16 protein-coding genes and 1 pseudogene are annotated in these 23,493 nt (G+C 73.8%); 12 read left to right on the top strand and 5 right to left on the bottom strand.

Features of this window, described 5'->3' with window-relative positions; all coding sequences use genetic code 11:
• Positions 1–33: 33 nt before the first annotated feature.
• Genes IPK37_08900 through IPK37_08890 form a run of 3 tightly spaced genes read right to left on the bottom strand, consistent with a single transcriptional unit; the run spans position 34 to position 2,528 of the window.
• The gene (locus tag IPK37_08900) at positions 34–645 is read right to left on the bottom strand and encodes a hypothetical protein (protein QQS02401.1); all 612 of its coding nucleotides are present in this window, start codon (positions 643–645) and stop codon (positions 34–36) included.
• Positions 646–693: 48 nt separating this feature from the next.
• Positions 694–2,184, bottom strand: a complete 1,491-nt coding sequence (locus IPK37_08895; GenBank protein QQS02400.1) for a hypothetical protein — start codon at positions 2,182–2,184, stop codon at positions 694–696.
• Positions 2,181–2,528 (bottom strand): hypothetical protein, encoded by a 348-nt coding sequence (locus IPK37_08890; protein QQS02399.1) that lies wholly within the window; start codon positions 2,526–2,528, stop codon positions 2,181–2,183. Before IPK37_08890 ends, IPK37_08895 begins: the two co-directional genes overlap by 4 nt.
• Positions 2,529–2,729: 201 nt before the next feature.
• On the opposite strand from IPK37_08890, the gene IPK37_08885 reads away from it, so the two are divergent.
• The 9 genes and pseudogenes from IPK37_08885 (at position 2,730) to IPK37_08845 (ending at position 16,419) form a co-directional block, all read left to right on the top strand.
• Positions 2,730–3,962: a toxic anion resistance protein gene (locus tag IPK37_08885; protein ID QQS02398.1), complete on the top strand. Its 1,233-nt coding sequence runs from the start codon at positions 2,730–2,732 to the stop codon at positions 3,960–3,962.
• A gap of 109 nt (positions 3,963–4,071) precedes the next feature.
• Positions 4,072–4,611 (top strand): annotated as a pseudogene (locus IPK37_08880) (hypothetical protein).
• A 442-nt stretch (positions 4,612–5,053) separates the two neighbouring features.
• On the top strand, positions 5,054–6,961 hold the full coding sequence (locus IPK37_08875; GenBank protein ID QQS02397.1) for an AAA family ATPase: 1,908 nt from the start codon (positions 5,054–5,056) through the stop codon (positions 6,959–6,961).
• Positions 6,958–8,205 carry a hypothetical protein gene (locus tag IPK37_08870; protein ID QQS02396.1) on the top strand — a complete coding sequence of 416 codons (1,248 nt, stop codon included), beginning with the start codon at positions 6,958–6,960 and terminating at the stop codon, positions 8,203–8,205. Before IPK37_08875 ends, IPK37_08870 begins: the two co-directional genes overlap by 4 nt.
• 136 nt (positions 8,206–8,341) lie before the next feature.
• A complete protein-coding gene (locus IPK37_08865; protein ID QQS02395.1) occupies positions 8,342–9,508 on the top strand; it encodes a hypothetical protein in 1,167 nt (388 codons plus the stop codon).
• A complete protein-coding gene (locus IPK37_08860; GenBank protein QQS02394.1) occupies positions 9,505–11,919 on the top strand; it encodes a protein kinase in 2,415 nt (804 codons plus the stop codon). The genes IPK37_08865 and IPK37_08860 overlap by 4 nt, the downstream gene beginning before the upstream one ends.
• A 611-nt stretch (positions 11,920–12,530) precedes the next feature.
• Positions 12,531–13,841, top strand: a complete 1,311-nt coding sequence (locus IPK37_08855; protein ID QQS02393.1) for a protein phosphatase 2C domain-containing protein — start codon at positions 12,531–12,533, stop codon at positions 13,839–13,841.
• A gap of 82 nt (positions 13,842–13,923) precedes the next feature.
• Complete coding sequence (locus IPK37_08850; protein ID QQS02392.1) at positions 13,924–15,201, top strand: VWA domain-containing protein; 1,278 nt, start codon at positions 13,924–13,926, stop codon at positions 15,199–15,201.
• A gap of 78 nt (positions 15,202–15,279) precedes the next feature.
• Complete coding sequence (locus IPK37_08845) at positions 15,280–16,419, top strand: FHA domain-containing protein (GenBank protein ID QQS02771.1); 1,140 nt, start codon at positions 15,280–15,282, stop codon at positions 16,417–16,419.
• Positions 16,420–16,522: 103 nt separating this feature from the next.
• Here the strand turns inward: IPK37_08845 and IPK37_08840 are convergent, their stop codons facing one another.
• The gene (locus IPK37_08840; GenBank protein QQS02391.1) at positions 16,523–17,179 is read right to left on the bottom strand and encodes a methyltransferase domain-containing protein; all 657 of its coding nucleotides are present in this window, start codon (positions 17,177–17,179) and stop codon (positions 16,523–16,525) included.
• Between the two features lie 127 nt (positions 17,180–17,306).
• A complete protein-coding gene (locus IPK37_08835) occupies positions 17,307–18,530 on the bottom strand; it encodes an arginine deiminase (GenBank protein ID QQS02390.1) in 1,224 nt (407 codons plus the stop codon).
• 444 nt (positions 18,531–18,974) lie between these two features.
• On the opposite strand from IPK37_08835, the gene IPK37_08830 reads away from it, so the two are divergent.
• The 3 genes from IPK37_08830 to cydD all read left to right on the top strand — a co-directional run bounded on the left by IPK37_08830 (position 18,975) and on the right by cydD (position 23,455).
• Positions 18,975–20,429: a cytochrome ubiquinol oxidase subunit I gene (locus tag IPK37_08830; GenBank protein QQS02389.1), complete on the top strand. Its 1,455-nt coding sequence runs from the start codon at positions 18,975–18,977 to the stop codon at positions 20,427–20,429.
• A 36-nt stretch (positions 20,430–20,465) separates the two neighbouring features.
• A complete protein-coding gene (cydB, locus tag IPK37_08825) occupies positions 20,466–21,518 on the top strand; it encodes a cytochrome d ubiquinol oxidase subunit II (protein QQS02388.1) in 1,053 nt (350 codons plus the stop codon).
• Positions 21,519–21,802: 284 nt separating this feature from the next.
• On the top strand, positions 21,803–23,455 hold the full coding sequence (gene cydD / locus IPK37_08820; protein ID QQS02387.1) for a thiol reductant ABC exporter subunit CydD: 1,653 nt from the start codon (positions 21,803–21,805) through the stop codon (positions 23,453–23,455).
• Positions 23,456–23,493: the final 38 nt, after the last annotated feature.

Below are 23,493 nucleotides of genomic sequence, written 5' to 3'. Positions count from 1 at the left end.
CACCCCCGGGCGGTTCACAGCCGGCCAGGGTGGTTACTGGGCGGACTGGCAGTAGGTCCACAGGTCCGTCTGTGCCTCGGTGAGGGCGGCCCCGTCGACGTCCTTGTTGCTGCCGTAGTCCGCCGCGACGGCCTTGAGCTGGGTGGCGACCGCGTCGGTGAGCTGGATCAGGCGGGTGTCCTCGCTCTCCTTGGCGACGGGCGCGATGGCGGCCGCGGCCTTCGTCATCGCGTCGGCGGCCTTCCCGGCGGCGGCCGCGTCGCCGGTGGAGGCCGTGTTCCAGGCGGTCACCGGTTCCGTGATGAGCGGGTACATCTTGCGGCACGCCACATTGGCCTTCGTGGAGCCGGTCGGCAGGATCGGCGGCAGCGACGTCGCGGTGATGCCCGGCGCGGTCGCGCCGGACCCAGGCGGAGGGGTGCTGGTCGCGGCCCGCGAGCTGCTCGTCGTTCCGCTACCGGTCGCAGCATGCTCATCCGAGCAGGCGGCCAGTGCGCCCGCGAGCGCCACGACCGTCAGCGTGGTGGCGGCGACTCGGCGGCCGGCGCGGCCTGCGCTGCGGTCTGCGGTACCGCGGACGACGGCGGAAATGGCGGCGTGGCGGGCGGCCGGCTGCGGCACCGGGCGGATCATCCGGGGCGTCATCGGCGGCGTCCTCTCCTCGGCGTACGGCGTCTCGACCCCTCCACACTCTCACGCCGGCGCCAGCCGCAACTCCACCCTCGTGATCGTGGCCGTGGCCCCGCCGGTTCCGGAGGCTGACGGCGCGGCCACGCCCAGCTCGCGCATTCGCCCCACGAACGACGCCGCCCGCGGGTCGTGCTCCTGGTCCACCCGGGCTGCCGCCGCGACATAGCCGTCGAGGTCGTGTGCCCCTGGTGCGGGCAGGTCCGGTGGCCGCGCGCCCGGCTCCGTCGGGCCGTCGGCCGGGGCGAAGGTGACGGTGCTGCGGGACTCGCCGTCGAGATTGCGGCGGCCGTCGAGCGCGGGGACGCCGTCGCCCGCGTTTTCCAGGGCGAGCACCGGTACGCCGGGGGCCGGTGCGGCCATCGCCCCGGTCGGCGATCCCGCCGTCAGCACGCCACCGACCCGGTAGCGCGCCAGCAATAGCGGGTCGGCCGCCGCCGCCCGCGCGGTCATCCCGCCCTGGCTGTGCCCGACGAGGACGACGGTGGCCCCGGCCGGGACGCCCGCCGCGGCGAGGGCCTCCGGTAGGGCCGCGACCTCCGCCGTGGCGTTGCCCGACATGAGCTGCAGGTTCGCCTGCAGGGTCCGCACGTGTGCGGGGTCGGCGGTCCGCCCCGGGGGCGACCAATCGGTGGTGCCGGGGAGCGCCACGACGTACGCCGTGCGGGGTCTGCCCTCGGCATCCGAGGTGCGCACGGCGACGACGTCGACCCGGCCGGGCGGCGGCGGGCCGGTCCCGGCCCGCCCGGCGACCAGCGCAAGCAGGCCGGCGACGCCACGGGGCGGCGGCACCTCGCCGAGGTCGGTGGCGGGCCCGACGGTGGCGGTGCGACGCGGGTACAGGGCGGCGAGTGGGCCGGCCGCCAGCTCGGGCAGCGAGTCTGCGTCGGCCAGCGAGCCAGCGGCGGCCGGCGAGCCGGCGTCGGCGGTGGACCGCGCTCCGCCGACGGCCTCGACGCAGGCGTCCGCCTCGGCGCCGGGGTCGAGCACCGAGTCGGGTGGGGCGCCCCCGTCGGCGACCCGCCCCGCGACCGGCTTGCGGCCGGCGAGCCGCTCGACGTACCCCAGCGCCTGGCCCGCCTCCCGCACCGCCGCCGCGGCGCCGGACTCGGCGTCGACGTACCGGTCCGCGGCCCACACCACCCGCAACCCCAGCGCGGCGAGTCCCGCCGCGGCGCCGGCCGGCAGGGCGGACGCCGTCAGCAGCGCCGACGCGGCGCCCGGGGCCCGCCCGAGCGCACCGAGGTCGGGACCCCGCCCGACGCTGCCCAGCGTCGCCAGCGCGAGGGCCGCCTCGGCACGCAGGCAGGCCGTCGCCACCTGCGAAGCGACGCGATCCGTGGCGGTGGCGAGGAGACGGCAGGTGGTGGAGAGGGCGTACAGGTCGTCGACGTCGACGTCGGTGCCGCCGTGGACCGTCCACTCCCCCGCGAGCGGCGTGGGGACGGGGGGCCGCGGTGCGCGCGCCGGCATCGCGGGGTGCGCTGGCGTGCTCACGAGGGGCCACCCGACCGGCCCGCCGGCAGCCCGCCCGCCGGCAGCCCGCCCGCCAGCTGCTCACCCGACAGCCGCTCGCCGGCGGCTCGCGCCGCGTCGCCGGCCTGCGCGCACGCGTCCGCCGCGCGGGCCAACAGGCCGGCCAGCCGAGACCCCTCCTCCCGACAGGCCCGGGCGGCGTCGGAGCGCCACCGCACGGCGTCGAGGGCACGCACGAGACGGTCCCGGTCCCGGCGGAGCTCGGTCGCCTGCGCGGCGAGCTGGGTGGCGGCCGCGAGTGCCTCCTGGGCGGCCCGGCGGCGGGCGGCCTCCAGGGGATCGAAACGGAGCGAGGACACAGTCATGGGGTCAGCGTGCGACGACGTACGGCCGGGCGGGGCCCGTCCACAGGGAGGCCGCGCCGACGCCCGGAACCCGCTCGGGTGTGGACAACCCGGGAGTCTCGGTGGACCCGACGCCGCAGACCGGTTTGAATGAGGGAGGTGTCCGTGAACTCGGGGTCGGCCCCCAGAGCCGCCGGGACGCCAGACGAGGACGGAGACGAGATGACCCAACCGCTGCAGCCGCCGCCCGGCATGGCCGCCACGGCCCCCTCGGTGCTCACGCTCGAGGCGCCCCCGCCGGCCCAGGCCGTCACCGCGACCGCCGCGCCGAAGATGGCCCCCGCCGTCGACCCCGCCGTGGCCCCGCAGCTGGACCAGAAGGTCGAGTCCTTCCTCACCGGGCTCAACGCCGCAGCGACGAAGAGCCCCGAGTTCGAGGCGCGCGCCGCCGACATCCGCACCATGGGCGACGTCGACATCCGCCAGGCGGCCGAGAGCTCGAACCGGCTGCTGAAGTCGCCGGTCAAGGCCCTGCAGGAGGGCGGCGTCTCCAAGGAGAGCAAGGTCGGCAAGACGCTGGTCGACCTGCGGCGTACGGTCGAGGACCTCGACCCCGGCAAGGCCAAGGGCGCGCGCAAGATCCTCGGGATGATCCCGATGGGCGACAAGCTGACCGACTACTTCCGCAAGTACGAGTCGGCGCAGTCCCACCTCGACGGGATCCTGCACGCGCTGCGCTCCGGCCAGGACGAGCTCGCCAAGGACAACGCCGCCCTCAACATGGAGAAGCAGCAGCTCTGGACGACGATGGGGCGGCTGAACCAGTACGTCTACATCGCCGAGCGCCTCGACGCCAAGCTCGCCGCCCAGGCCGCCGAGCTGGACATGACCGACCCGGAGAAGGCGAAGGCGCTGCGCGAGGACGTCCTGTTCTATGTGCGGCAGAAGCACCAGGACCTGCTGACGCAGCTGGCCGTCTCGATTCAGAACTATCTGGCGATCGACATCGTCATCAAGAACAACTTGGAGCTCATCAAGGGCGTCGACCGGGCGACCACCACGACGGTCTCGGCGCTGCGCACGGCGATCATCGTGGCCCAGGCGCTGAACAACCAGAAGCTGGTGCTGGAGCAGATCACCGCGCTGAACCAGACGACGAGCAACCTCATCGAGTCGACCTCGGTCATGCTTCGGGACAACTCCGTGAAGATCCAGGAGCAGGCGGCCTCGGCGACGATCGGGCTGCCGCAGCTGCAGGCGGCGTTCTCGAATATCTACCAGACCATGGACGCGATCGATCAGTTCCGGGTGCAGGCGCTGGACTCGATGGCGCAGACCATCGGCGTCCTGGAGACCGAGGTCGCCAAGAGCCAGACGTATCTCGACCGGGTGCAGAAGCACGACATGCGACTCGGCAGCGGCGCGCTCGACCTCGGCGGCCGGTCGCCGCGCTGAGGCGCCGACAGGCGAGACGACGCGGGGTGGGCGAGGCTGGACCAGGCGAGCGGACGACGCGAGACGACGCTGACCGGGCGAGCGGGACCAGGCGAGGGGAAGGGCACTGATGGCGCTGGGGGATTTCTTCGCCAAGCTCGGCGGGGGCGGGGACAAGCCCGCGCCCGAGCCGGCCGCGCCACCCACGCCGCCGGCCCCCACCCGGGACGACCTGGGCGCGGCGCTGGACCGGGTGGAGGCGATGGTGGCCGGCGGGGCCGTGCCGAGCTGCGTCACGGCGCGCGTCGAGCGGGTCACCCACGTCGTCCGCGACACGGTGCCCCGGCTCGGGACGATCCGCGGCAGCGCGAGCGCGTACTCCGTCGTCGCCACCGCCACCGACTACCTGCCCGAGGCGCTCGGGGGCTACCTGCGACTGCCGCGCCGGTTCGCCGACAGCCGGCCGGTGGACGGCGGGCGTACGTCGTTGATGGTGCTGGTCGATCAGCTCGACCTGCTCGGCGCGACGATGGACCAGGTCTTCGACGCGGTGTGCCGCGACGACGCGACGGCGCTCGTGGCGCACGGGCGGTTCCTGGAGGAGAAGTTCGGGCACGCCTCGACGGGGGGCGAGCTGAACGTCGGTACGTCGTACGCCGTGCCGCCCCCGCCCGGCATGCTCGGCGAGACCCCAGGGGCGCCCGAGAGCACGCCCGCCGAACCGGCGGCTGCGGCTGCGGCTGCGGCGGCGGCTGCGGCTGCGGCTGCGACCGATCCCGCGACTGCGGCACCAGCGCCGGCCGCTGTCCCCGAACCGGAGCCCGAGGCGGCCGACGCCGAGCCGGTCCAGGCCGAGGCGCCGACGCCAGCACCACCGGGGACACCGCCGGGATCCGGCGCCCCGGAACCGGCCCCGCCCCCCGCGCCACCGGCCCGGTCGATGCTCGACCTCGACAGCCCAGACCCGGGGTCGCCGGAACCGCAGCGGCTGGCCCCGCCGTCATGGCCATGACGGATCAGGCCGCGGACCTCGACGGCCCCCGACGTACGGCCTGGCGACCCTTGGCGCACCGCGCCAGCCGAGCTGCCGCGCGCGGCAGGAAGGACACCCGATGACCGGCCCCGCCCCCACGAACCGGCTCGCCGACGCCCTGGACGCGCTGGTCGCGGCGGGCGAAGGGGCCGGGCTCGACGCCCCGTCCGCGCGCGCGGAGGGGCTCGCCCTGTCGGCGGCCGTGCTGGAGACCGGCGGCCCGAGCGGCGCGCCCGCGGGCTGGGCGGCGGCGGTGGGCCGCACGGTGGGCGAGTTCTTCGAGAACGCGCCGCGGGGACGGCGCTACGCGGCCGGGGCCACCCCGCTGCTCGCGGGGCTGGCGGGGCAAGCGGGCCAGGCGGCGGCGAAGGCGTACGCGTCGGCGCTTGCCGAGGTCGCGGTCGCCGCCTGCACGGTCGACGGGGCCCCGGTCACCGCAGTCGGCAAGGCGACAGTGTCGGGCCAGGCCCAGCTCGCGGCCGCGGGCGTCGCGGCGGGGCCGGTGAATCTCCCACGCGAGGGCGCTCCGCCGGTGACCCCGCCCATGGCTCCCCCGGGCGACGGGAGCGGTGTGGCTGCCGGTGGCGTGGGTGGCAGCGGCGGTACGCCGGGTGCCGCTGGATCGGCGCGGTTCCCGGGCCGGGATCCCTTCGACCTGTCCGACCTGCCCAACGCGGGGGCGATCCCCGGCCTGGACAAGGCGCAGCTCGATGCCCGCTCGGTGCTCGGCCAGCTCAGCGCGCTGCAGGAAGCGACCCGCGACGTGCTCCGGCGCGGATTCCCGAACCCGTTCGGCGCGGGGACGGCCGATGAACCGCTCACGACCAACCCTTCGGGTGCCATGGCACCCAATGCGCAGGTCACGAACGGTCAGCCTGTGGATGGTCCGCCTGTGAATAGTCAGCCCGCGGACGGCGTACCGGCGCCCGCCCAACCCGCGGACGGGACCGCCCCGGCGACCCCGGCCGAGCCCCCCGAGCCCGAGAAGTCCCTCGACGAGCTGATGGCCGAGCTGGACGAGCTCATCGGGCTGGCGGCGGTCAAGAAGGAGATCCACCGGCAGGTCGCGCTGCTCAAGATCGAGGCCAAGCGCGAGAAGGCCGGGCTAAAGTCCGCGGCGCTCACTCGGCACCTGGTCTTCGTCGGCAACCCCGGCACGGGCAAGACGACGGTCGCGCGGCTGGTCGGCGGCATCTACCGGGCGCTGGGGCTGCTCGCCAAGGGCCAGCTCGTCGAGGTGGACCGGTCCGAGCTGGTGGCCGGCTACCTCGGCCAGACCGCCCAGAAGACCATCGAGGTCACCAAATCGGCGCTGGGCGGGGTGCTGTTCATCGACGAGGCGTACACGCTCAAGGGCGACCAGTACGCCCAGGAGGCCGTGGACACCATCGTCAAAGAGATGGAGGATCACCGCGACGACCTGGTGGTGATCGTGGCGGGGTACCCGGAGCCGATGGCCGAGTTCATCGAGCAGAACCCGGGTCTGGCGAGCCGGTTCCGCACGACGATCACGTTCGAGGATTACACCGACGACGAGATCACCGACATCCTGAAGTCGCTGGCGGCGAAGAACGACTACGACCTCGCCCCGGAGGCGGTGACCCGGTTCCGCGAGATCCTCGCCGCCACGCCGCGCGGCGACGGGTTCGGCAACGGGCGGTTCGCCCGCAACACCCTCGAAGAGGCGATCGGCCGGCACGCCTGGCGCCTGCGCGACGAGGAGGATCCCAGCCTGGAGCAGCTGCGCACCATCGAGCGGATCGACCTCGAGGACCGCCCCGACGGCGAGCTGCCCCCCATCGCGCCCCTGCCCAGCGAGGACGATGCGGCAGCCCCAGCAGGCGCCGAGTCCCCGGCCGAGGTGCCTGACGCGGGCGAGCTGCCGGACGAGAGTGAGCCGCCGGACTCGGCAGCGATGCCGGACCCGGCAGCGACATCCGACCCGGCGGAGCCCACCACACCGACCGACGACGGGGGCCGCCCGTGACCGCCATGGCACCGCAGCCGCAGCGCCAACCGCAGGCCCAGCCGGCTCCCGGCGTACCGGCTCAGCCGCCCCGGCAGGGCCAGGCCCAAGCGCAGGCCGCGCAGCGGCAGGGTCAGGTCGCGCAGGCCAATGCCCAGCCCAGCCCGCCCGCTGCGGCCCGCGGTCGCGCGGCGTCGAGCACCCCGCGCCAGCTCCGGATCGCCCGCGGCCTCGCCGCGACGGCCTGCCTGCTGCCGGGCCTCGTGGGCATGGTCGAGATCGCCAGCGCGGCGACGGCGCCGGTCAGCTCGCCGACCCAGACGTACGCTGAGCTGCGCGCGGGAGCCGCGACGTACCAGGCCCGCGCCGCCTCCGCCGTCGTGGCGGGCGAACCCGGCGACCAGCGCGCGAGCCTCGACCTGGCCCGGGTGCAGAACCAGGTCGGCGCGGCCGCGCTGCTCTACCCGGACCGCTCGACCGACCTCTACCGGGTCAGCGACGAACTCGCCAAGCGCCAGGCCCAGCTCGTGCCGAGCAAGGCGGCGACCGCCACGAACCCGACCCCGCCGGCGCCCAGCCAGGAGCTCAGCAACGCGCTGCTCCGGCTCGAAGACCCGCCGACCGCCCTGTCATTGGTCAACCGCCAGCACGTCGTCATCGCGGGCGCCGTCGGCCTGGCCGGGCTGCTCGGCGCGTCGATCTGGCTGGCCCGCAAGACCCGGCGCATCGTCAACCCCGGCCTGCTGGCCGGGGCCCTGCTGACGGCCGGGGTTTCGGCCCTGGGCTACCTGGCGCTCACGACGAGCAGCGCCGCAGGGGCGGTGGACGACATCGCGAAGGTGCGGGCCAACGCGGCCCAATCCGTCGCGGTCGAGGCGGAGTCGCTGTACGCGGCGACCCCGAACGGAGCGGCGCTGGAGGGCAAGGCTAAGGGGTACGTCGATGCCGCCAACACCCTCGTGCGGGACAACGCCTCGATTTGGGGCGGGACCGCCCAACCCAGCTGGTCGGCCTTCCAGGGCAAGGCCCTGACCGCCGCCAAGCTGGGCACCGGGACCGTCGCCGAGCGCCAGAAGCTGGTCGCCGCGCGGGTGGCCGACCTCGACACGCTGACCGGGCGGCTCGGGACGCTCGGCAAGGAGTACGGCGCCGGTTCCGACCGCAGGCCGAACGCGTGGGCGGGGTACGGCGTCTTCGCCCTCTCCCTGGTGGCCGGGGCCCTGGCCTGGACGGGCGTGGGCCGGCGGGTGGCGGAGTACCGATGAGCCCCCGCCAGCCCTTCGTCACCATGGTTGCGGAGTTACGTCGGGTTCCCATCACCATGGTTGCGGAGTTACGTCGGGTTCCCGTCACCATGGTGACGAGGGTTTGTCAGAACCACTCGCAGACCCCGGGGCGCGCATGAACACCCAGTTCGCGGTCGCCCCGCAGGCCCCCGGCGCGCTCGGCGAGGACGTCGAACCGCAGGCCCTGTTCGCCTACCTGACCGAGCTGGGCCAGTGGCGCGACCGGCGCCGCGCCGAGCTCGACAGCCTCGACGAGGCGTCCCTGCATTCCCCCGAGCGCAACGCCCTGACCAGCGACGTCCTGCTCTCGATGACCCTGTGGAAGGCCGTCAGCGACCGGCACGACCTCCTCGTCGCCACCTGGGACTCGGGCCGCGTCCTGGAGCCCGAGCGCCGTCGCATGAGCACCCTCATCTGGGGCAGCCTCGACACCGGCGCGCAGACCGGCTCGGCCCTCGCGGTGTCCCTGGCCGAGGCCTGCCGGCTCTCCGACTCCCTCGCCGCGTCGCTGCGGGGGCGGCTGCGGCTGGAGGGATCGGAGCCGGACGTCGACAACCGGGTCCGCGACGTGCGCGCCACGGTCGAGCGGATCCGTGACCAGATCGCCCTGGTGCCCCGCGCGGCGCGGGCGAACGTGCAGGGGGTGTACGACGCCCTCGACGCCCGCGCCACCGATGTCGCCGAGCGGGCCAAGCGGGGCGCCGACGTGGGCGGGCTGCTGCCGGCCCTGGAGCTGGACGCCGCGACGGCCGAGCGGGACCTGATCGTCGGGGCCGCCCGGCGCACCGAGGCCAAGCAGGACGCCGTACGGGCTGGTGAGCTGCGCGATCAGCTGGAGGCCCGCAGCCACGCGATCACCCAGCTCGCGGCCCGGGCGGTCGCCGAGGTGAGCCCGGCGCCGCGCCTCGGCGTACCCAATCCCGACGCCCTCGGCGACCCGCCCACGGACCCCGACGGCGTGAAGGCCTACCTGGCCCGCCTCGACCAGGTGGGCCGCGCGCTCGACCAGTGCCAGGCCGCCTACGCGGGGGCGCTGGAGCGGCGCGACGAGCTGGTGGGACAGGCGGAGGCGTACGCCGTGCGGGCCGCCGCCCTCGCCGAGCAGCAGCCGGCGCTCGCGGACGACCTGGGTGAGCTGGGCCGGCGATCGACGGCCGCCCGCGCCGCGGCCCCGGTCGACCTCGGGCGCCTCGCCGCCCTCGTCGCCGCCCAGCAGGCCTACGTGGCCGCCGCCGGCCAGCACCCGACCCGACCCGCGACCGACAGGGGGAACCGCCCGTGAGGTGCACGGAACCGGGCTGCAGCGGCAGCTATGTCGACGGCTACTGCGACGTGTGCGGCTCGCCCGAGACGCCGTCGAGCTTCCCGACGGGGCCCGCGGGTGGGTCGGGGGCGACGAGCGAAGCCGGTACGTCGAGCGCGGCCGGTACGTCGAGCGCGGCTGGCGCCACGACGGCCTCGGCGGGGGCGGCGACGCCGTACGGCGCTCCCGCAACGTCAGGGGCACCCGCCCAGGGCACCCCGCTGGCTCCCGGACCGGACGGATCCGCGCTGGTCCCGGGCACCGCGGCGAGCGCGCTCGGGCCGCAGCAGGCGGCCGTCACCCCCGCGCCCGCCGCGCGTCCGGGCGGGACCAGGTTCGGCGCGGGTGGGGCGACCGTGCTCGGCTCGGCCCGCGGCACGAAGGCGACGCGCCGATTCGGCACGACCCAGCGGACCCGCGCCAGCTCCCTCGGCGCGGGCCTCACCAAGGTCCCGCCCGTCCCGGTCGGCGACCCGGCCGCCGCCGTTCTGGCCGACCCGAAGGTGCCCGAGGAGAAGCGCAACTGCCCCACCTGCGGCGCGGCCGTGGGGCGGGCGCACGACGGGCAACCGGGCCGCGAAGAGGGGTTCTGCCCGCAGTGCCGCAGCCCGTTCAGCTTCCGCCCGAAGCTCGCCAAGGGTGACCTGGTCGCGGGCCAGTACGAGGTTGCCGGCTGCCTCGCCCACGGCGGCCTCGGCTGGATCTACCTGGCCCGGGACAAGAACGTCTCGGACCGCTGGGTCGTGCTCAAGGGCCTGCTCAACGCTGGCGACCCCGACGCGCTGGCGGCGGCGATCGCCGAGCAGGAGTTCCTCGCGCAGGTCTCCCACCAGCTCATCGTCGAGATCTACAACTTCGTGACGCATGACGGGGCGGGCTACATCGTCATGGAGTACGTCGGTGGGACCTCGCTCAAGGAGCTGCTCAAGCAGCGGATGGCCAAGGTCGGACGCTACGACCCGCTGCCCGTCGACCAGGCGCTGGCCTACATCCTGGAGATCCTGCCGGCGTTCCAGTACCTGCACGATCAGGGCCTGCTCTACTGCGACTTCAAGCCCGACAACCTGTTGCAGACGGGCGACGAGGTGCGGCTCATCGACCTCGGCGGCGTGCGCCGGATCGACGACCTGGAGTCGCCGATCTACGGGACGGTCGGCTACCAGGCGCCGGAGATCGCCGAGGTCGGGCCCACGATCGCCTCCGACATCTACACCATCGGGCGGACGCTGGTCGTGCTGACCAGCGAGTTCCGAGGGTACCAGTCGACGTACGCCACCTCCCTGCCCCCCATGCAGCAGGTCCCCGCGTTCGTGGCGCACCCGGAGTTCTACCAGCTCGTCGCGCGGGCCTGCGCGCTCGCGCCGGCCGACCGGTTCACCTCGATCGAGGAGCTGCGCGTCCAGCTGTACGGCGTGCTGCGGCGCGTCGTCCTCGACCGGCGCGGCGCCCCCGCGGCCCAGCAGACCCGACCCTCGCTGTTCTTCGACCCGCCCGCGCCGAGCGGGGAGGACTTCGGCTGGTGGGAGCTGCCGACGCTGCGCCCGGATGAGGCCGACCCGATGATGGGCTGGCTACAGACGGTGCAGACGCAGGACCCGCAGGGGCGGTACGAGCAGCTAGCCAAAGCGCCCGTCGTCACGGCCGAGGTGCTGCTGGAGCAGGCCCGGACGGGGACCCGGGGGCGCCGGCACGACCTCGCCACCAAGGCCACCGAGGCCCTCCTGGCCCAGGACCCCTGGGACTGGCGGGCCGTCTGGCTGGTGGGCCTCGACGCGCTGTCCCGCGACGAGCTGCCGCAGGCGCGGGCGGCCTTCACCTCGGTGGCGGCGCAGGTGCCCGGTGAACTCGCGCCGGTGCTGGCTGTCGCGCTGGCCGCCGAGCTGGCGGGGCAGGGCGGCCCGGCCGAGACGGCGTACCAGACCTGCCTGCGGGTCGACTCGGCGTACGTGCCCGTCGCCGCCTTCGGCCTGGCCCGGCTCCGCGCGACGGCCGGGGATCTGCGGGGGGCGATCACGGCGCTGGAGTACGTGCCCGCCAGCAACCGCGCCCACCCCCGCGCCCAATGGCTGCGGGCGCAGATGCTCACCCGCATCGGCGACGGCGGGCTGGAGACGCTGGCCCAGGCCCTGGAGACGGTCCGCGGGGCGGACCTGGACCGGGCCGAGCTGACCCGGTTCCGGGCCGACGTGCTCGACCGCGCGCTGGCGACGGTACGGCGCTCCGGCGCCCAGCCCAACGTCAAGGTCGACGGCGTGCCGTGCCGGGCCCCCGAACTGCAACGGGCCCTCGAGACCCACCTGCGCGATCTCGCCCACCTGACCCCCGACGAAGCCAGCCGCGTCCAGCTCGTCGACCGCGCCAACTCCGTCCGACCGTGGAGCCTCACATGACCACTCCTCCGCCGCCCACCGGCGCCGAGCCCCCGCGCCGCGACGACCCCGAGCCCGACCGGTCGTGGAACCCGTTCCGGCGCCTGAAGGAGGCGTTCGGCCACGACGACGACCGGGCGGACAAGCCCGAGAAGCCCCGCCAGCCCGACGAGGCGCGGCTGGGGCCGGCCGAGCCGACCGGGTTCGACTGGCTGGAGACGCCGGCGGCCGGACCCGGCCAGACACCCCCGGCCTCCCCCGGCCCCTCTCCGGCCCCGGCACCAGCACCGGCCCCAGCCCCCACCGCCGAACCAGCCCCAGCCCCGGAGCCGCTCACGACCAGCCCAAAGGGTGCCATGGCACCAAACGCGCAGGTCACGAACGGTCAGCCTGTGGATAACCCCGTCGACCAACCATCCCAGTTGCCCACAGGGGGACCGCTCACGACCAGCCGAAAGGGTGCCATGGCACCCAAAGTGCAGGTCCCGAACGGTCAGCCTGTGGATAACGCCGTCCAACAACCCGCCCCGGTTGCGCCGGACGTACCGGTTGCGGCGGAAGTACCGGCTGCGCCCGGCGTACCGGTCCCCCCCGAAGTACCATCCGCGCCCGACGTACCAGTTGCGCCCTACATGCCCGTCGCTCCTGGCGCAGCGGCGTCGGTCAACTCACCCATGCTCGGCGCGTCCCGCGCGTCGGGGGGCATCGCCGGACGGGACGCGGACGGGCTGCTGGTCCTGGGCGGTACGCCGGGGGCGGCGGCGGGAGCCCCATCCGCGCCGGGAGCCGGAGCAGGACCAGCCCCGCAACCCGGCAGCGGCCTGTGCGCCGAGTGCGGCGGGACCGTCGATCCGGACGGGTACTGCGAGAACTGCGGCGCCAAGGCGCCCGACCCCCGGCACCACTACCGGATCACCGCGACGCCCTGGTTGGCCGGCGTCTGCGACCGCGGGGTGAAGCACCCCGGCAACGAGGACGCGCTGGCGATCCGCGGCGGTGACACCCCCGACGGGCAGCGCGCGGCGATCGTGGTCTGCGACGGGGTCTCCTCGGCGCCGCACTCCGCGCAGGCCAGCGAAGCCGCCGTCGAGGCGGCCGTCGAGGTGCTCACCTCGGCGGGCGGGCACGGCGTCGCCGGAGTCCCCGCCGCGCTGATCGGCGCCCTTGGCAAGCGGCTGGAGCTCGCCGCGGACGCGGCGGCCCAGGCCGTGCTTGACGTGTCGGCGAGGATGTCGACCGGCGCCGACGGCGCCCCCGGCGGGGGGCCGTCGAGCACATTCGTCGCCGCCATCGTCGAGGACGGCGCGGGCGTCGTGGGGTGCGTGGGCGATTCGCGGGCGTACTGGTTCGGCGACGACGGCAGCGCGCTCCGACTCACCGAGGACGACTCCTGGGCGGCCGAGCAGATCCGCGCGGGCAGTTCGCGCGCGGAGGCCGAGGCCGGGCCGCACGCCCACACGATCACCCGCTGGCTAGGTGAGGACTGCCCGGACCACGCCCCGCGGCTCACGACCCTGGACCTGAGCCGGCCCGGCTGGCTGCTGCTGTGCTCCGACGGGCTGTGGAACTACGCCTCAGAGCCCGAAGCCCTGGCCGCCGTCTTCCGCGAGCGCGCCGCCGCCGTGCCCCCCGACCGCGGGGCGCGCCAGCCGGCGGCGGAGTTGGCGCTGGCCCTCGTCGACTGGGCCAAGGCCCAGGGCGGCCACGACAACATCACGGTCGGGCTGGCGTACCTGCTGCCCCGCTCCGCCCCGGCAACCCCAGGGGCCCCGGCGGCGCCTGAGGCCCACCAGGCGCCCGGGGTGCCCGACTCACCAGGGGCGCCCGGGGCGCCCGCGGCAGCCGAGGTGCCCACCCCGGAAGGCGCCGGGGCGGCGCCCACACCCGACGTACCATCGCCCGCACCCGACGTACCGTCAACCGCCCCCGACCAGCCTCGCTAGGCGATGACACTGAAACCGCAGGTGACGTACGGTCACCCACCCCACCCGGCGTACGCTCGCGGGTGCGCCCGAAGGAGGAGTAGTGGCCGATTTCACGGCGTCCGTCTACCAGAACGAGTTCCTGCCCGAGGGGGGCACCGACGCGCACGCGATCGTGACCGTCGCGTGCTCCGGCGCGGGCGGGGCGGGGCAGACCGGCTCCGGTGACGCGGGCGAGATCATCGTCGTCGACACGTCGCGCTCGATGGAGGCGGCGGGGGTGGCGGCGGCGCAGTACGCCGCGGCGGCCGCGCTCGACCAGATCCTCGACGGCGTGTGGTTCGCGATCGTGGCGGGCAATCATCAGGCGCGGCTGTGCTATCCGGACGGGTACTCCGCCGCCATGGTCCGCATGAACCCCCAGACCCGGCAGGCCGCGAAGGACTCGTTGCGGCAGCTGCGGGCGGACGGCGGTACGGCGATGGGCACCTGGCTGCTCGCCGCCGCGCAGCTGTTCGACACCGTGCCGTCGCTGGTTCAGAAGCACGTCATCCTCCTGACCGACGGCGAGAACCAGCACGAGTCGCCCGAGCAGCTGACCCGGTCGATCAACACGGTCCGCGGGCGGTTCCAGTGCGACTGCCGCGGGTTGGGCGCGGCGTGGCAGGTGGATGAGGTACGCCGCATCGCGCAGGCCCTCATGGGCACCGTCGATCTGATCCCGCGCCGCGAGGACATGGCCACGGAGTTCGAGTCGCTGATGCGGACGTCGATGGGCCGCGGCGTGGCGGAGGCGACGCTGAACGTGTGGGCGCCGCAGGGCGCGCAGGTGCTGTTCGTCCGGCAGGTCTCGCCGACGCTGGAGGACCTGACGGCGCGGCGCAGGGAGGTGAACCCGCTGACCGGCGCGTACCCCACCGGCTCCTGGGGCGACGAGACCCGCGATTATCACGTCGCGGTACGGCTCGCGCCCAAGGCGGTCGGCCAGGAGCAGCTGGCGGCGCGGGTCCAGCTCATGGTCGGCGGCCAGCTGGTCGCGCAGGGGCTGGTCAAGGCGAAGTGGTCCGGCGACTCCGGGCTGACGACGCAGATCAGCCCGGAGGTGGCGCACTTCACGGGGCAGACCGAGCTGGCCTCGTCCATTCAGGAGGGGCTGGCCGCGAAGGCCGTCGGCGACGACGCGACCGCGACGAGCAAGCTGGGCCGGGCTGTCCAGCTCGCCGCGCAGACCGGCGACGAGGCCGCGACCGACCGGCTGCGCCGCGTCGTGGAGATCGACGACGCCGCGACCGGCACGATCCGGCTGCGCCGCGACGTCGCCAAGATGGACGAGATGGCCCTGGACACCGCGTCGACCAAGACGACGCGCGTGAAGAAATGAGCTGATGCGCCCGTGAGCACCTGCCCGAACGGCCACTCCTCGACCGCGACCGATTACTGCGACACGTGCGGGTCGCCGATGGTCGCGGCGAGCGCGCCGCCTCCGTGGGCCGGCTCGTCGGGCGCGGGGTCGGGTGGGTCGGGTGGAGCCGGTACGTCGGGGGCGGGCGGCGCCGGTACGTCGGGCGCCGGTGGTGACCCCAGCGGTGAGGCGGCGGAGCCCGGCTCTCGGGTGTGCCCGAACTGCGGCGCGACGTCCGGGCCCGCCCACCTGTTCTGCGAGGACTGCGGGTACGACTTCACGACCGGCGCGTTGCCCCGCCCGCTGACCGAGGGCCTCGCTGCGGTGGACACGCGTGTCCCGGCTCCCGCGGCCACCGGCAGTGCATCGGCGCCCGAGGCGACACCCGCCGGCGCGCCGGTGGTTCCGTCTGCGCCCGATCAGGCCGCCGCCGCGCGGCCAGAGGTCGAGTCTGCCCCCGAGCCGACATCCGCCGCGCCGCCAGAGGTCGAGTCTGCGCCCCAGCCGACACCAGCCGCCGCACCCGACGTACCGCTCACGACCAGCGCAAAGGGTGCCACGGCACCTAAAGCGCAGGTCACGAACGGTCACTCCATCGGCTCATCAGGGCCTGAACCCGCGCCCGCGGCTGAGCCCGCGCGCGCTGCCGATCCCGAGCCCGCGCCTGCCGCGCCCGCGCCCGCTCCCGCGCCTGCTGCCCCTTCGGCTCCCCAGCCGCTGGATCCGCCCAGCGCGCCCGCGACCGGGGCGCGGCCCACCAATCAGGCCCCCTCGCGCCGCGCAGTCGGCGATTGGGTGGTGGAGGTGTGGATCGACCCGGCGTGGTACGAGGTGCAGAGCAGCGACGAGGCGTGCCCCTCGCCCGCAGTACCGGACATCGTCCGCATCAGCGGCCGCGCCCTCGTGGGGCGGCACTCCGCGAGCCGGCGCATCGCTCCGGACGTGGACTGCGGCGCGGATTCCGGCGTGAGCCGCCGGCACGCGGAGTTCACGACGGACGGGCGTCGCTGGTGGGTCGAGGATCTGGGGTCGAGCAACGGCACGTACCTCGGACCGGCCAGCGGCCCGCTCCCGAACGACCCGATCACCGCTGGTCAGCGGGTCGAGATCGACGATGACGACCGCATCTACGTCGGCGCGTGGACCCGACTCGTCCTGCGCCGGGCCACCGACAGCGAGGTCGCCGGCACCGGCTGACCCGGCTGATCCGACCGATCCGCCCGCAACGGCTGATCCGTCCGCTCCGATCGGTGACTTCGGGGCGCTGGGAGGCGCCAGCGCTCCGACCGGAGTACCAGGGTCAGCCGAAGTTGAAGCCACCCTTGCCGACCTCTTTGCGGCGCGCCCGGAAGAGGACGTCCCAGGCGACCCGCGGGCCATCCTCGGTGTCGACCTCGCGGGCCACCCGGTCCGCCCGCTCCACCTCCAGCAGCCCCGACGCGATCATGTCCTGCAGGTCGCTGGCCACGTCCTTGGCCGAGTAGAGCACCTCGGGGTCCTGCGGCCCGCCGTACCCCTCCGCCAGGTTCGAGGCGTCGTGCCCGACGACCAGCAGCGTGCCACCCGGGGCGAGGGTCCGAGCCGCGGCCCGCAGCAGCGGCGTCCGCTCGTACTCCTCCAGGTGCACATACGACACCAGCGCGAGGTCGTACTGATTCGTCACGACCCCCTCGTCCGTGATGTCGGCCTGGACCCACGTGATGTCGAGCTCGCCCGCGGCCTGCGCGGCCTCGGCAGCGGACTCCCGGGCGCGCTCCAGCGCGACCCCGGAGAAGTCGACGGCGACCACCGACCAACCCTGCTCGGCGAGCCAGATGGCGTTGCGGCCCTCGCCGCAGGCCGCGTCGATGGCCCTGCCGGGCGCGACCCCCGACAGCTCTTGGACCACCCACCGGTTCGGCTCGCTGGACCACATCCGGCCGGCGCTGTACCGCGCGTCCCAGTCCGTCGCTTCCACGCTTCAACCTCCGATCGTCGGCGTCGCCCCCGGCGCCGTTTCCCCCGCAGTCTTGCGGACGGCACCGACGGTGACCAATGACGCGGGTCACCCGGTACGCCGTACGGGCTCGCGGCACGCGACCCGGCTAGAGCGGGTCCCGTTCGATCGGGCAGGTCATGCACCGTGGGCCGCCCCGACCGCGGCCCAGCTCGGACCCGGCGATCGTCAGCACCTCCACCCCGTGTGACCTCAAGAAGGCGTTCGTCGTGGTGTTCCGCTCGTACGCCACCACCACGCCCGGCTCCAGCGCGAGCACGTTGTTGGCGTCGTCCCACTGCTCGCGTTCGGCCGCGCGCGGGTCCTGCGAGGCCGTCAGCACCCGCACGGAGTCGCGGCCCATCGCCCGGGCGATGACCGTCATCATCTCCGCCGGCTCGTGCGCTGCAACCGCCAGGCGGCCGGGTTCCTCCCCCGCCGTGAGAACGAAACTGCGCAGGTCCGGCAGCCCGGCATACCGCGTGAACGTCTGCTCGTCCACCATCGTCATCACCGTGTCGAGGTGCATCAGCGCGCGGGCCTTGGGCATGTCGAGGGCGACCACCGTGTGCGCCTGACCCGAACCCAGCACCCGCCCGGCCAGGCGCTCGACGCCCTGGGGTGTGGTGCGCTCGCTCACCCCGACCAGCAGCACACCCGGACAGATCGTGAGGATGTCGCCGCCCTCGGTGGTGGCGGGGCCCGCGGCGCTGCCCTCCCCCCACCAGGAGAACCGCTCGCCGGCGAACAGCGGGTGGTAGCTGTAGATCGCCTCGAAGTGCACGCTCTCGCGCTGCCGAGCGGGCTTGCTCATCGCGTTGACGGTGACGCCGCGGCCGACCCAGGCGGAGGTGTCGCGAGTGAACAGGTGGTTGGGCAGCGGCGGCAGGACGAGGCCATGCGGCTCCAGCTCGACGTACCGCAGCGACGCCGGCGGCGGCACGTGCTCGGCGAGTTCGGCCTTCGTCATCCCGGCGACGAGGGTGGCGGCGAGGTCGGCGTCGCTCAGCTCGTCCAGCGCGGTGCGCAGGGCGTCGGCCAGCACGGCCCCGAACACGCGGTCATCGAGCGCCTCGGCGAAGACGTGCTTGCGGGCGGCCGGATGGGCCAGGGTCTCGCGGAGCAGGTCGGTGAGGTAGAGCACCTGGACCCCGCGGTCGACCATCAGCTGGGCGAACGCGTCGTGCTCGCGCTGGGCCTGCTCCAGCCAGAGCACGTCGTCGTACAGGTAGTCGTCCATGTTGCCGGGCGTGAGCCGGCTCATCTCCGGGCCTGGACGGTGCACGATCACGCGCCGCAGGCGGCCGACCTCGGACTCGACAGACAGGGTCATGCGGTCATCTTTCGACAGGACCGGCCGCGCCGGCGAGCTGTCGCCAGCTCGGCTCGGCGGGTCGGCAGGGCGCGCCACGAGGTCCGCGACTCAGCACCAAGGCTGCCATGGTGTCAAGGGGAGAGTGTGCGAGTTCACGCTGGATGTGACGGTTACCGTTCAGTACGCCGCGCGGCGGTCGATAGGGGATCGGTGGCCTCACGCGCGCGCCGAACGGTCGTCCAGGACGGACCACCGGTACGTCGTGTGACGTGCGGCAATGCGTCGTTCCAGCTGTTACCGGACGGTTGAACAGTTGAAAGGACCTTGGTCCCGCCGCTCGGCGCACGGCGGACTGACCCTGTGGTCAAGGACGGCACTCGCCGTACCGTCCGACGTTCCCCGCGACCCGGGGCAGGGGTGCCCCACGAAGGCCCCCGGGCCGCTTAGATCGACAGGAGAGCCATGGACGCGCTCGATCTCGCGCGATGGCAGTTCGCCATCACGACGGTGTATCACTTTCTCTTCGTACCGATCACGATCGGCATGTCCGCCATCGTGGCTGGATTCCACACCGCTTGGGTGCGGACGCACAACCCGCAGATGTACCGGTTGACGAAATTCTTCGGCAAACTTTTCGTCATCAACTTCGCGCTCGGGTTGGTCACGGGCATCGTCCAGGAGTTCCAGTTCGGCATGAACTGGTCCGACTACTCCCGGTTCGTCGGCGACATCTTCGGCGCGCCGCTGGCGTTCGAGGCCCTGCTGACGTTCTTCCTGGAGTCCACCTTCCTGGGCCTGTGGATCTTCGGCTGGGGCCGGATCCCCGAGAAGCTGCACGCCGCCACCATGTGGCTGGTGCACATCGGCACCGTGATGAGCGCGTTCTTCATCCTCGCCGCGAACTCGTTCATGCAGAACCCGGTCGGCTACACCTTCAACGAGAAGACCAACCGGGCCGAGCTCACCGACTTCGTCGCCGTGCTCACCAACAAGGTGCAGCTCGTGACGTTCCCGCACGTGCTCACCGCCGCCTACATGACCGGCGGGGCCGTGGTCATGGCCGTCGCGCTGTGGCACCTGCGCCGCCCGATGGTCGGCGACAACGCGCCGATGTACCGCTCCGCCGCCCGCGTCGGCGCCATCATCACGCTGGTGGCCTCGCTCGGCGTCGTCGTCACCGGCGACCTGCAGGGCAAGGTCATGACCGAGGTCCAGCCCATGAAGATGGCCGCGGCCGAGGCGCTCTACGAGACCCAGGCCCACGCGCCGTTCTCGGTCCTGTCCGTCGGCCCGCTCGACGGCTCCAAGGCGACCCGCGTCATCGAGGTCCCCGGCCTGCTGAGCTTCCTCGGCCACGGCAACTTCGACGCCGAGGTGCAGGGCATCAACCCGCTGAAGGATGAGTACGCCAGCAAGTTCAGCCAGGGCAAGTTCACCAAGGACTCGGCGACGTCGTACACGCCGAACATCCCCACGACGTACTGGACCTTCCGGCTCATGATGGGCCTAGGGTTCGTGGGCATCGCGATCTCGCTGCTCGTTCTCTGGGGCACCCGGCGCGGCGCCGCGGAGGGCCAGCTCGCGCCGAAGTGGTGGCACTGGGCCGCCGTCGCGGCGCCGTTCATGCCGCTGTTCGCGAACTCGTTCGGCTGGATCTTCACCGAGGTCGGCCGGCAGCCGTGGATCGTGCACAACCTCATGACGGTGGAGCACGCGGTGTCGCCGCGGGTCAGCGCCGCCGAGGTGGCGGTGTCCATGGTCGTCTACACGCTGCTCTACGCGGCCCTGGCCGTCGTCGAGGTGAAGCTCTTCCTGAAGTACGTCCGCCTCGGCGCCGAGGCCATCAGCGACCCCGCCGACTCAGGCGCCGACACCGTGAGCGAGGACGCCGACGCGCCCCTCGCCTACGCCTACTGATCGCCGCAGCGACGTCGACGGCGAAGGAGAACTGACATGAGTTACGAGCTGCTGCAGAACCTGTGGTTCCTGCTGATCGCGGTCCTGTGGATCGGCTACTTCTGCCTCGAGGGCTTCGACATGGGCGTCGGCATGCTCATCGGGCTCATCGGCAAGGCCAAGAACGGCGACCCCGAGGACACCGAACGGCGCAAGCGCCTCATGCTGACGACCATCGGCCCGCACTGGGACGGCAACGAGGTCTGGCTGCTCACGGCGGGCGGCGCGACGTTCGCGGCATTCCCGCACTGGTACGCCACCCTGTTCGCCGGCTTCTACCTGCCCCTGCTGCTCATCCTCGTGGCGCTGATCCTGCGCGCCATGGGGTTGGAATACCGCGGCAAGGGCGACTCGGACGCCTGGCGGCGCAACTGGGACATCGCAATCATGGTGGGCTCGTTCCTGCCGGCCCTGCTGTGGGGCGTCGCGTTCGCGAACATCGTCAACGGGGTGCCGCTGACGGGGAGCGCGCCCGCGCTGGAGTACGCCGGGACGCCCGTGCTCTCGCTTCTTAACCCGCTGGGCCTCATCGGCGGGCTGACCACGCTGTTCCTGTTCCTCACCCACGGCGCGCTGTTCGTGGCGCTGAAGACCGACGGTGAGATCCGGCACGACGCCCGCGCGTTCGCGCTGAAGTCGGGTCTGATCACGGCGGTGCTGGCCGTGGTGTTCCTGGGCTGGACCAACCTCAACACCGGCAACGCCCTGTCCTGGGCGCTCACCGTCGGTGCGGCGGGGTGCCTGCTCGGCGCGCTGGCCGCGGTCAAGGCGCGCCGCGACGGATGGGCGTTCACGGGCACCTTCGTCTGCACGGCGCTGGCGGTGGCCAGCCTGTTCGTGGCGCTGTTCCCGGATGTCATGCCCAACTCGATCGCCGGCGGACCGTCGCTGACCATCGCGAACGCCTCCAGCTCGCAGTACACCCTGCAGATCATGACCGGCGCGGCCCTGGTGTTCGTGCCGATCGTGCTGGGATACCAGATCTGGACGTACTGGGTGTTCCGGCGCCGCCTCACCACCCGCCACATCCCGGCGGCGGCGCACTACTGAGCCGGCGTCCGGTCCCGGCACGCCAGGGCCGTTCGGGCCGCTCGAGCGGCTCGGGCCATCGAGCCGCCTCCCGTGACTGAGTGACGGCGCCTAAGCGTCGCGCTCGGGCCGCCGGGTCGTCCATCCAGGGCGGCCCGGCGGCCCTCCTGTGTCCCCACCGGCCGGTCGCGCCCGCGGGTCGGATTCGCCGATTCCCACAATCGTCGGTGAGACTCGTTGAGGCGCACTCGCATTGGCGTGCCGTCTGGACCCGCGAAACGACCCCCGGCCCTGAAGGATCGACCGTGAAGCCCTTCGACCCGCACCTGCTGCGGATCGCCCCCGAGGCGCGCGCGGGGATCGTGGGGCTCTTCGTGCTGGGAGCCGTCCAAGGACTCGCCACCATCGGCCAGGCGTTCGCGCTCGCCGCCCTCGTCGTGGCCGTGGTGCGGGACGCCTCATGGGTCGGCCCGGCGGTGGCTGCCGGGCTCGCGTTCACGGTCCGGGCCCTCGCGGCGGGGGGCGCCGAGTGGCTGGCGGCGCGAACCGGCGCCGCCGTCTCGACCACCGTACGGCGCCGCGTGCTGGAGGCCGCGCTGACGCGCGACGCCGCCGAAACGGACGCCACGGGTCGTCTCGTCACCTTAGCCGGGCAGGGGGCGACGAGCATCGAACCGTACGTCGCGCGCTACCTGCCGACCCTTGCCGCCGCGGCGATCCTGCCCCCGGCCGCCATCCTCGCCATGCTGCTGCTGGACTGGCGAACCGGCCTCATCCCGATCCTCACCGTGCCGCTGCTGCCGCTCTTCGCGGCGCTCATCGGCTCCGCCACGGCCGACGCCACGAACCGCCGCTGGCGGACCCTCGCCCGGCTGTCCGGCCACTTCCTCGACGTGATGCGGGGCCTGCCGACCCTGGTGTCCTACGGCCGGGCCGAGCGTCAGGTCGACGTCATCCGATCGGTCAGCCACGACCACCGCCGCGCCAGCGTGGCCACCCTGAAGCTGGCCTTCCTCAGCTCCGCCGCCCTGGAGCTGCTCGCTACGATCTCCGTCGCGATCGTCGCCGTCTGGGTCGGGATTCAGCTCGCGCAGGGGTCGATGCCGCTGGAGCTAGCGATGCCGCTCATCCTGCTGGCGCCCGAGGCGTACTGGCCGATCCGCCGGGTCGGCGCCGAATTCCACAATGCCGCCGACGGCGCGGCCGCCCTGGCCGACGTGGTCACCGAGCTCGACGTACCGGACGGGACCCCCGGGCCCGACCCGCGCGAGGACAGCGCGGAAGGCGAGCCCAGCGCGGAAGGCGAACCGCGCGGCGGAGGCCAGCCGAGCGCAGCGGGCGGAGTGCGGCTGCGGGACGTGAGCTACGCGTACGCCGCGGACGCGCCGCCGGTGCTGCGTGACGTCACCGCCGACTGGCCCAGTCCCGGGTTCACCGTCGTGACCGGGCCGTCCGGGGTGGGCAAGACGACCCTGCTGGAGATCGTGGCGGGGCTGCGCGAGCCGCGCTCCGGGGAGGTGGCGGGTCCGCACGGCTACCTCGTCACCCAACGCCCGTTCCTCGCCCCCGCGTCGCTGCGCGACAACCTCCTGCTGGGCGTGCCCACCCGTGAGGGCCGCACCCTGACCGACGGGCACCTCAACAAGGCGCTGGCCGACGTCGGCCTCGCCGATTTCGTCCGCAGCCTGCCGAACGGGCTGAGCACCCCGATCGGCGACGACGGCTTCGGGCTGTCGGCGGGCCAGCGCGCCCGGGTGGCCCTGGCGCGAGCTCTCCTCGCCGATCCCGCCGTCCTGTTGCTCGACGAGCCGACCGCCCACCTCGACGATGAGGCGGAGCGCATCGTCGCCGGGGTCCTCGGCGAGTTGGCCTGCTCCCGAGCCGTCGTCGCCGTCACGCATCGACCCGGCCTCCTCGACCGCGCCGACCATCGGCTCGACCTGGAGCCCGCATCGTGAGCCCGACCCGAGCCGAGCGCCCGCCCAGGGCCGCCGGA

Source organism: Austwickia sp., assembly GCA_016699675.1.
In the GTDB taxonomy this organism is placed as follows: Bacteria; Actinomycetota; Actinomycetes; order Actinomycetales; family Dermatophilaceae; genus Austwickia.
Note: the sequence above shows the minus strand (reverse complement) of the source record. Positions and strands in the feature narration are given on the sequence as shown.

Bases quoted from the DNA above. Each gene is read 5' to 3' on its own strand.
- cydB (QQS02388.1), top strand. From the start codon at position 20,466: ATGAGTTACGAGCTGCTGCAGAACCTGTGGTTCCTGCTGATCGCGGTC.
- IPK37_08855 (QQS02393.1), top strand. From the start codon at position 12,531: ATGCCCGTCGCTCCTGGCGCAGCGGCGTCGGTCAACTCACCCATGCTC.
- IPK37_08835 (QQS02390.1), bottom strand. From the start codon at position 18,530: ATGACCCTGTCTGTCGAGTCCGAGGTCGGCCGCCTGCGGCGCGTGATC.
- IPK37_08890 (QQS02399.1), bottom strand. From the start codon at position 2,528: ATGACTGTGTCCTCGCTCCGTTTCGATCCCCTGGAGGCCGCCCGCCGC.
- IPK37_08875 (QQS02397.1), top strand. From the start codon at position 5,054: ATGACCGGCCCCGCCCCCACGAACCGGCTCGCCGACGCCCTGGACGCG.
- IPK37_08830 (QQS02389.1), top strand. From the start codon at position 18,975: ATGGACGCGCTCGATCTCGCGCGATGGCAGTTCGCCATCACGACGGTG.
- IPK37_08865 (QQS02395.1), top strand. From the start codon at position 8,342: ATGAACACCCAGTTCGCGGTCGCCCCGCAGGCCCCCGGCGCGCTCGGC.
- IPK37_08845 (QQS02771.1), top strand. From the start codon at position 15,280: ATGGTCGCGGCGAGCGCGCCGCCTCCGTGGGCCGGCTCGTCGGGCGCG.
- IPK37_08885 (QQS02398.1), top strand. From the start codon at position 2,730: ATGACCCAACCGCTGCAGCCGCCGCCCGGCATGGCCGCCACGGCCCCC.
- IPK37_08900 (QQS02401.1), bottom strand. From the start codon at position 645: ATGACGCCCCGGATGATCCGCCCGGTGCCGCAGCCGGCCGCCCGCCAC.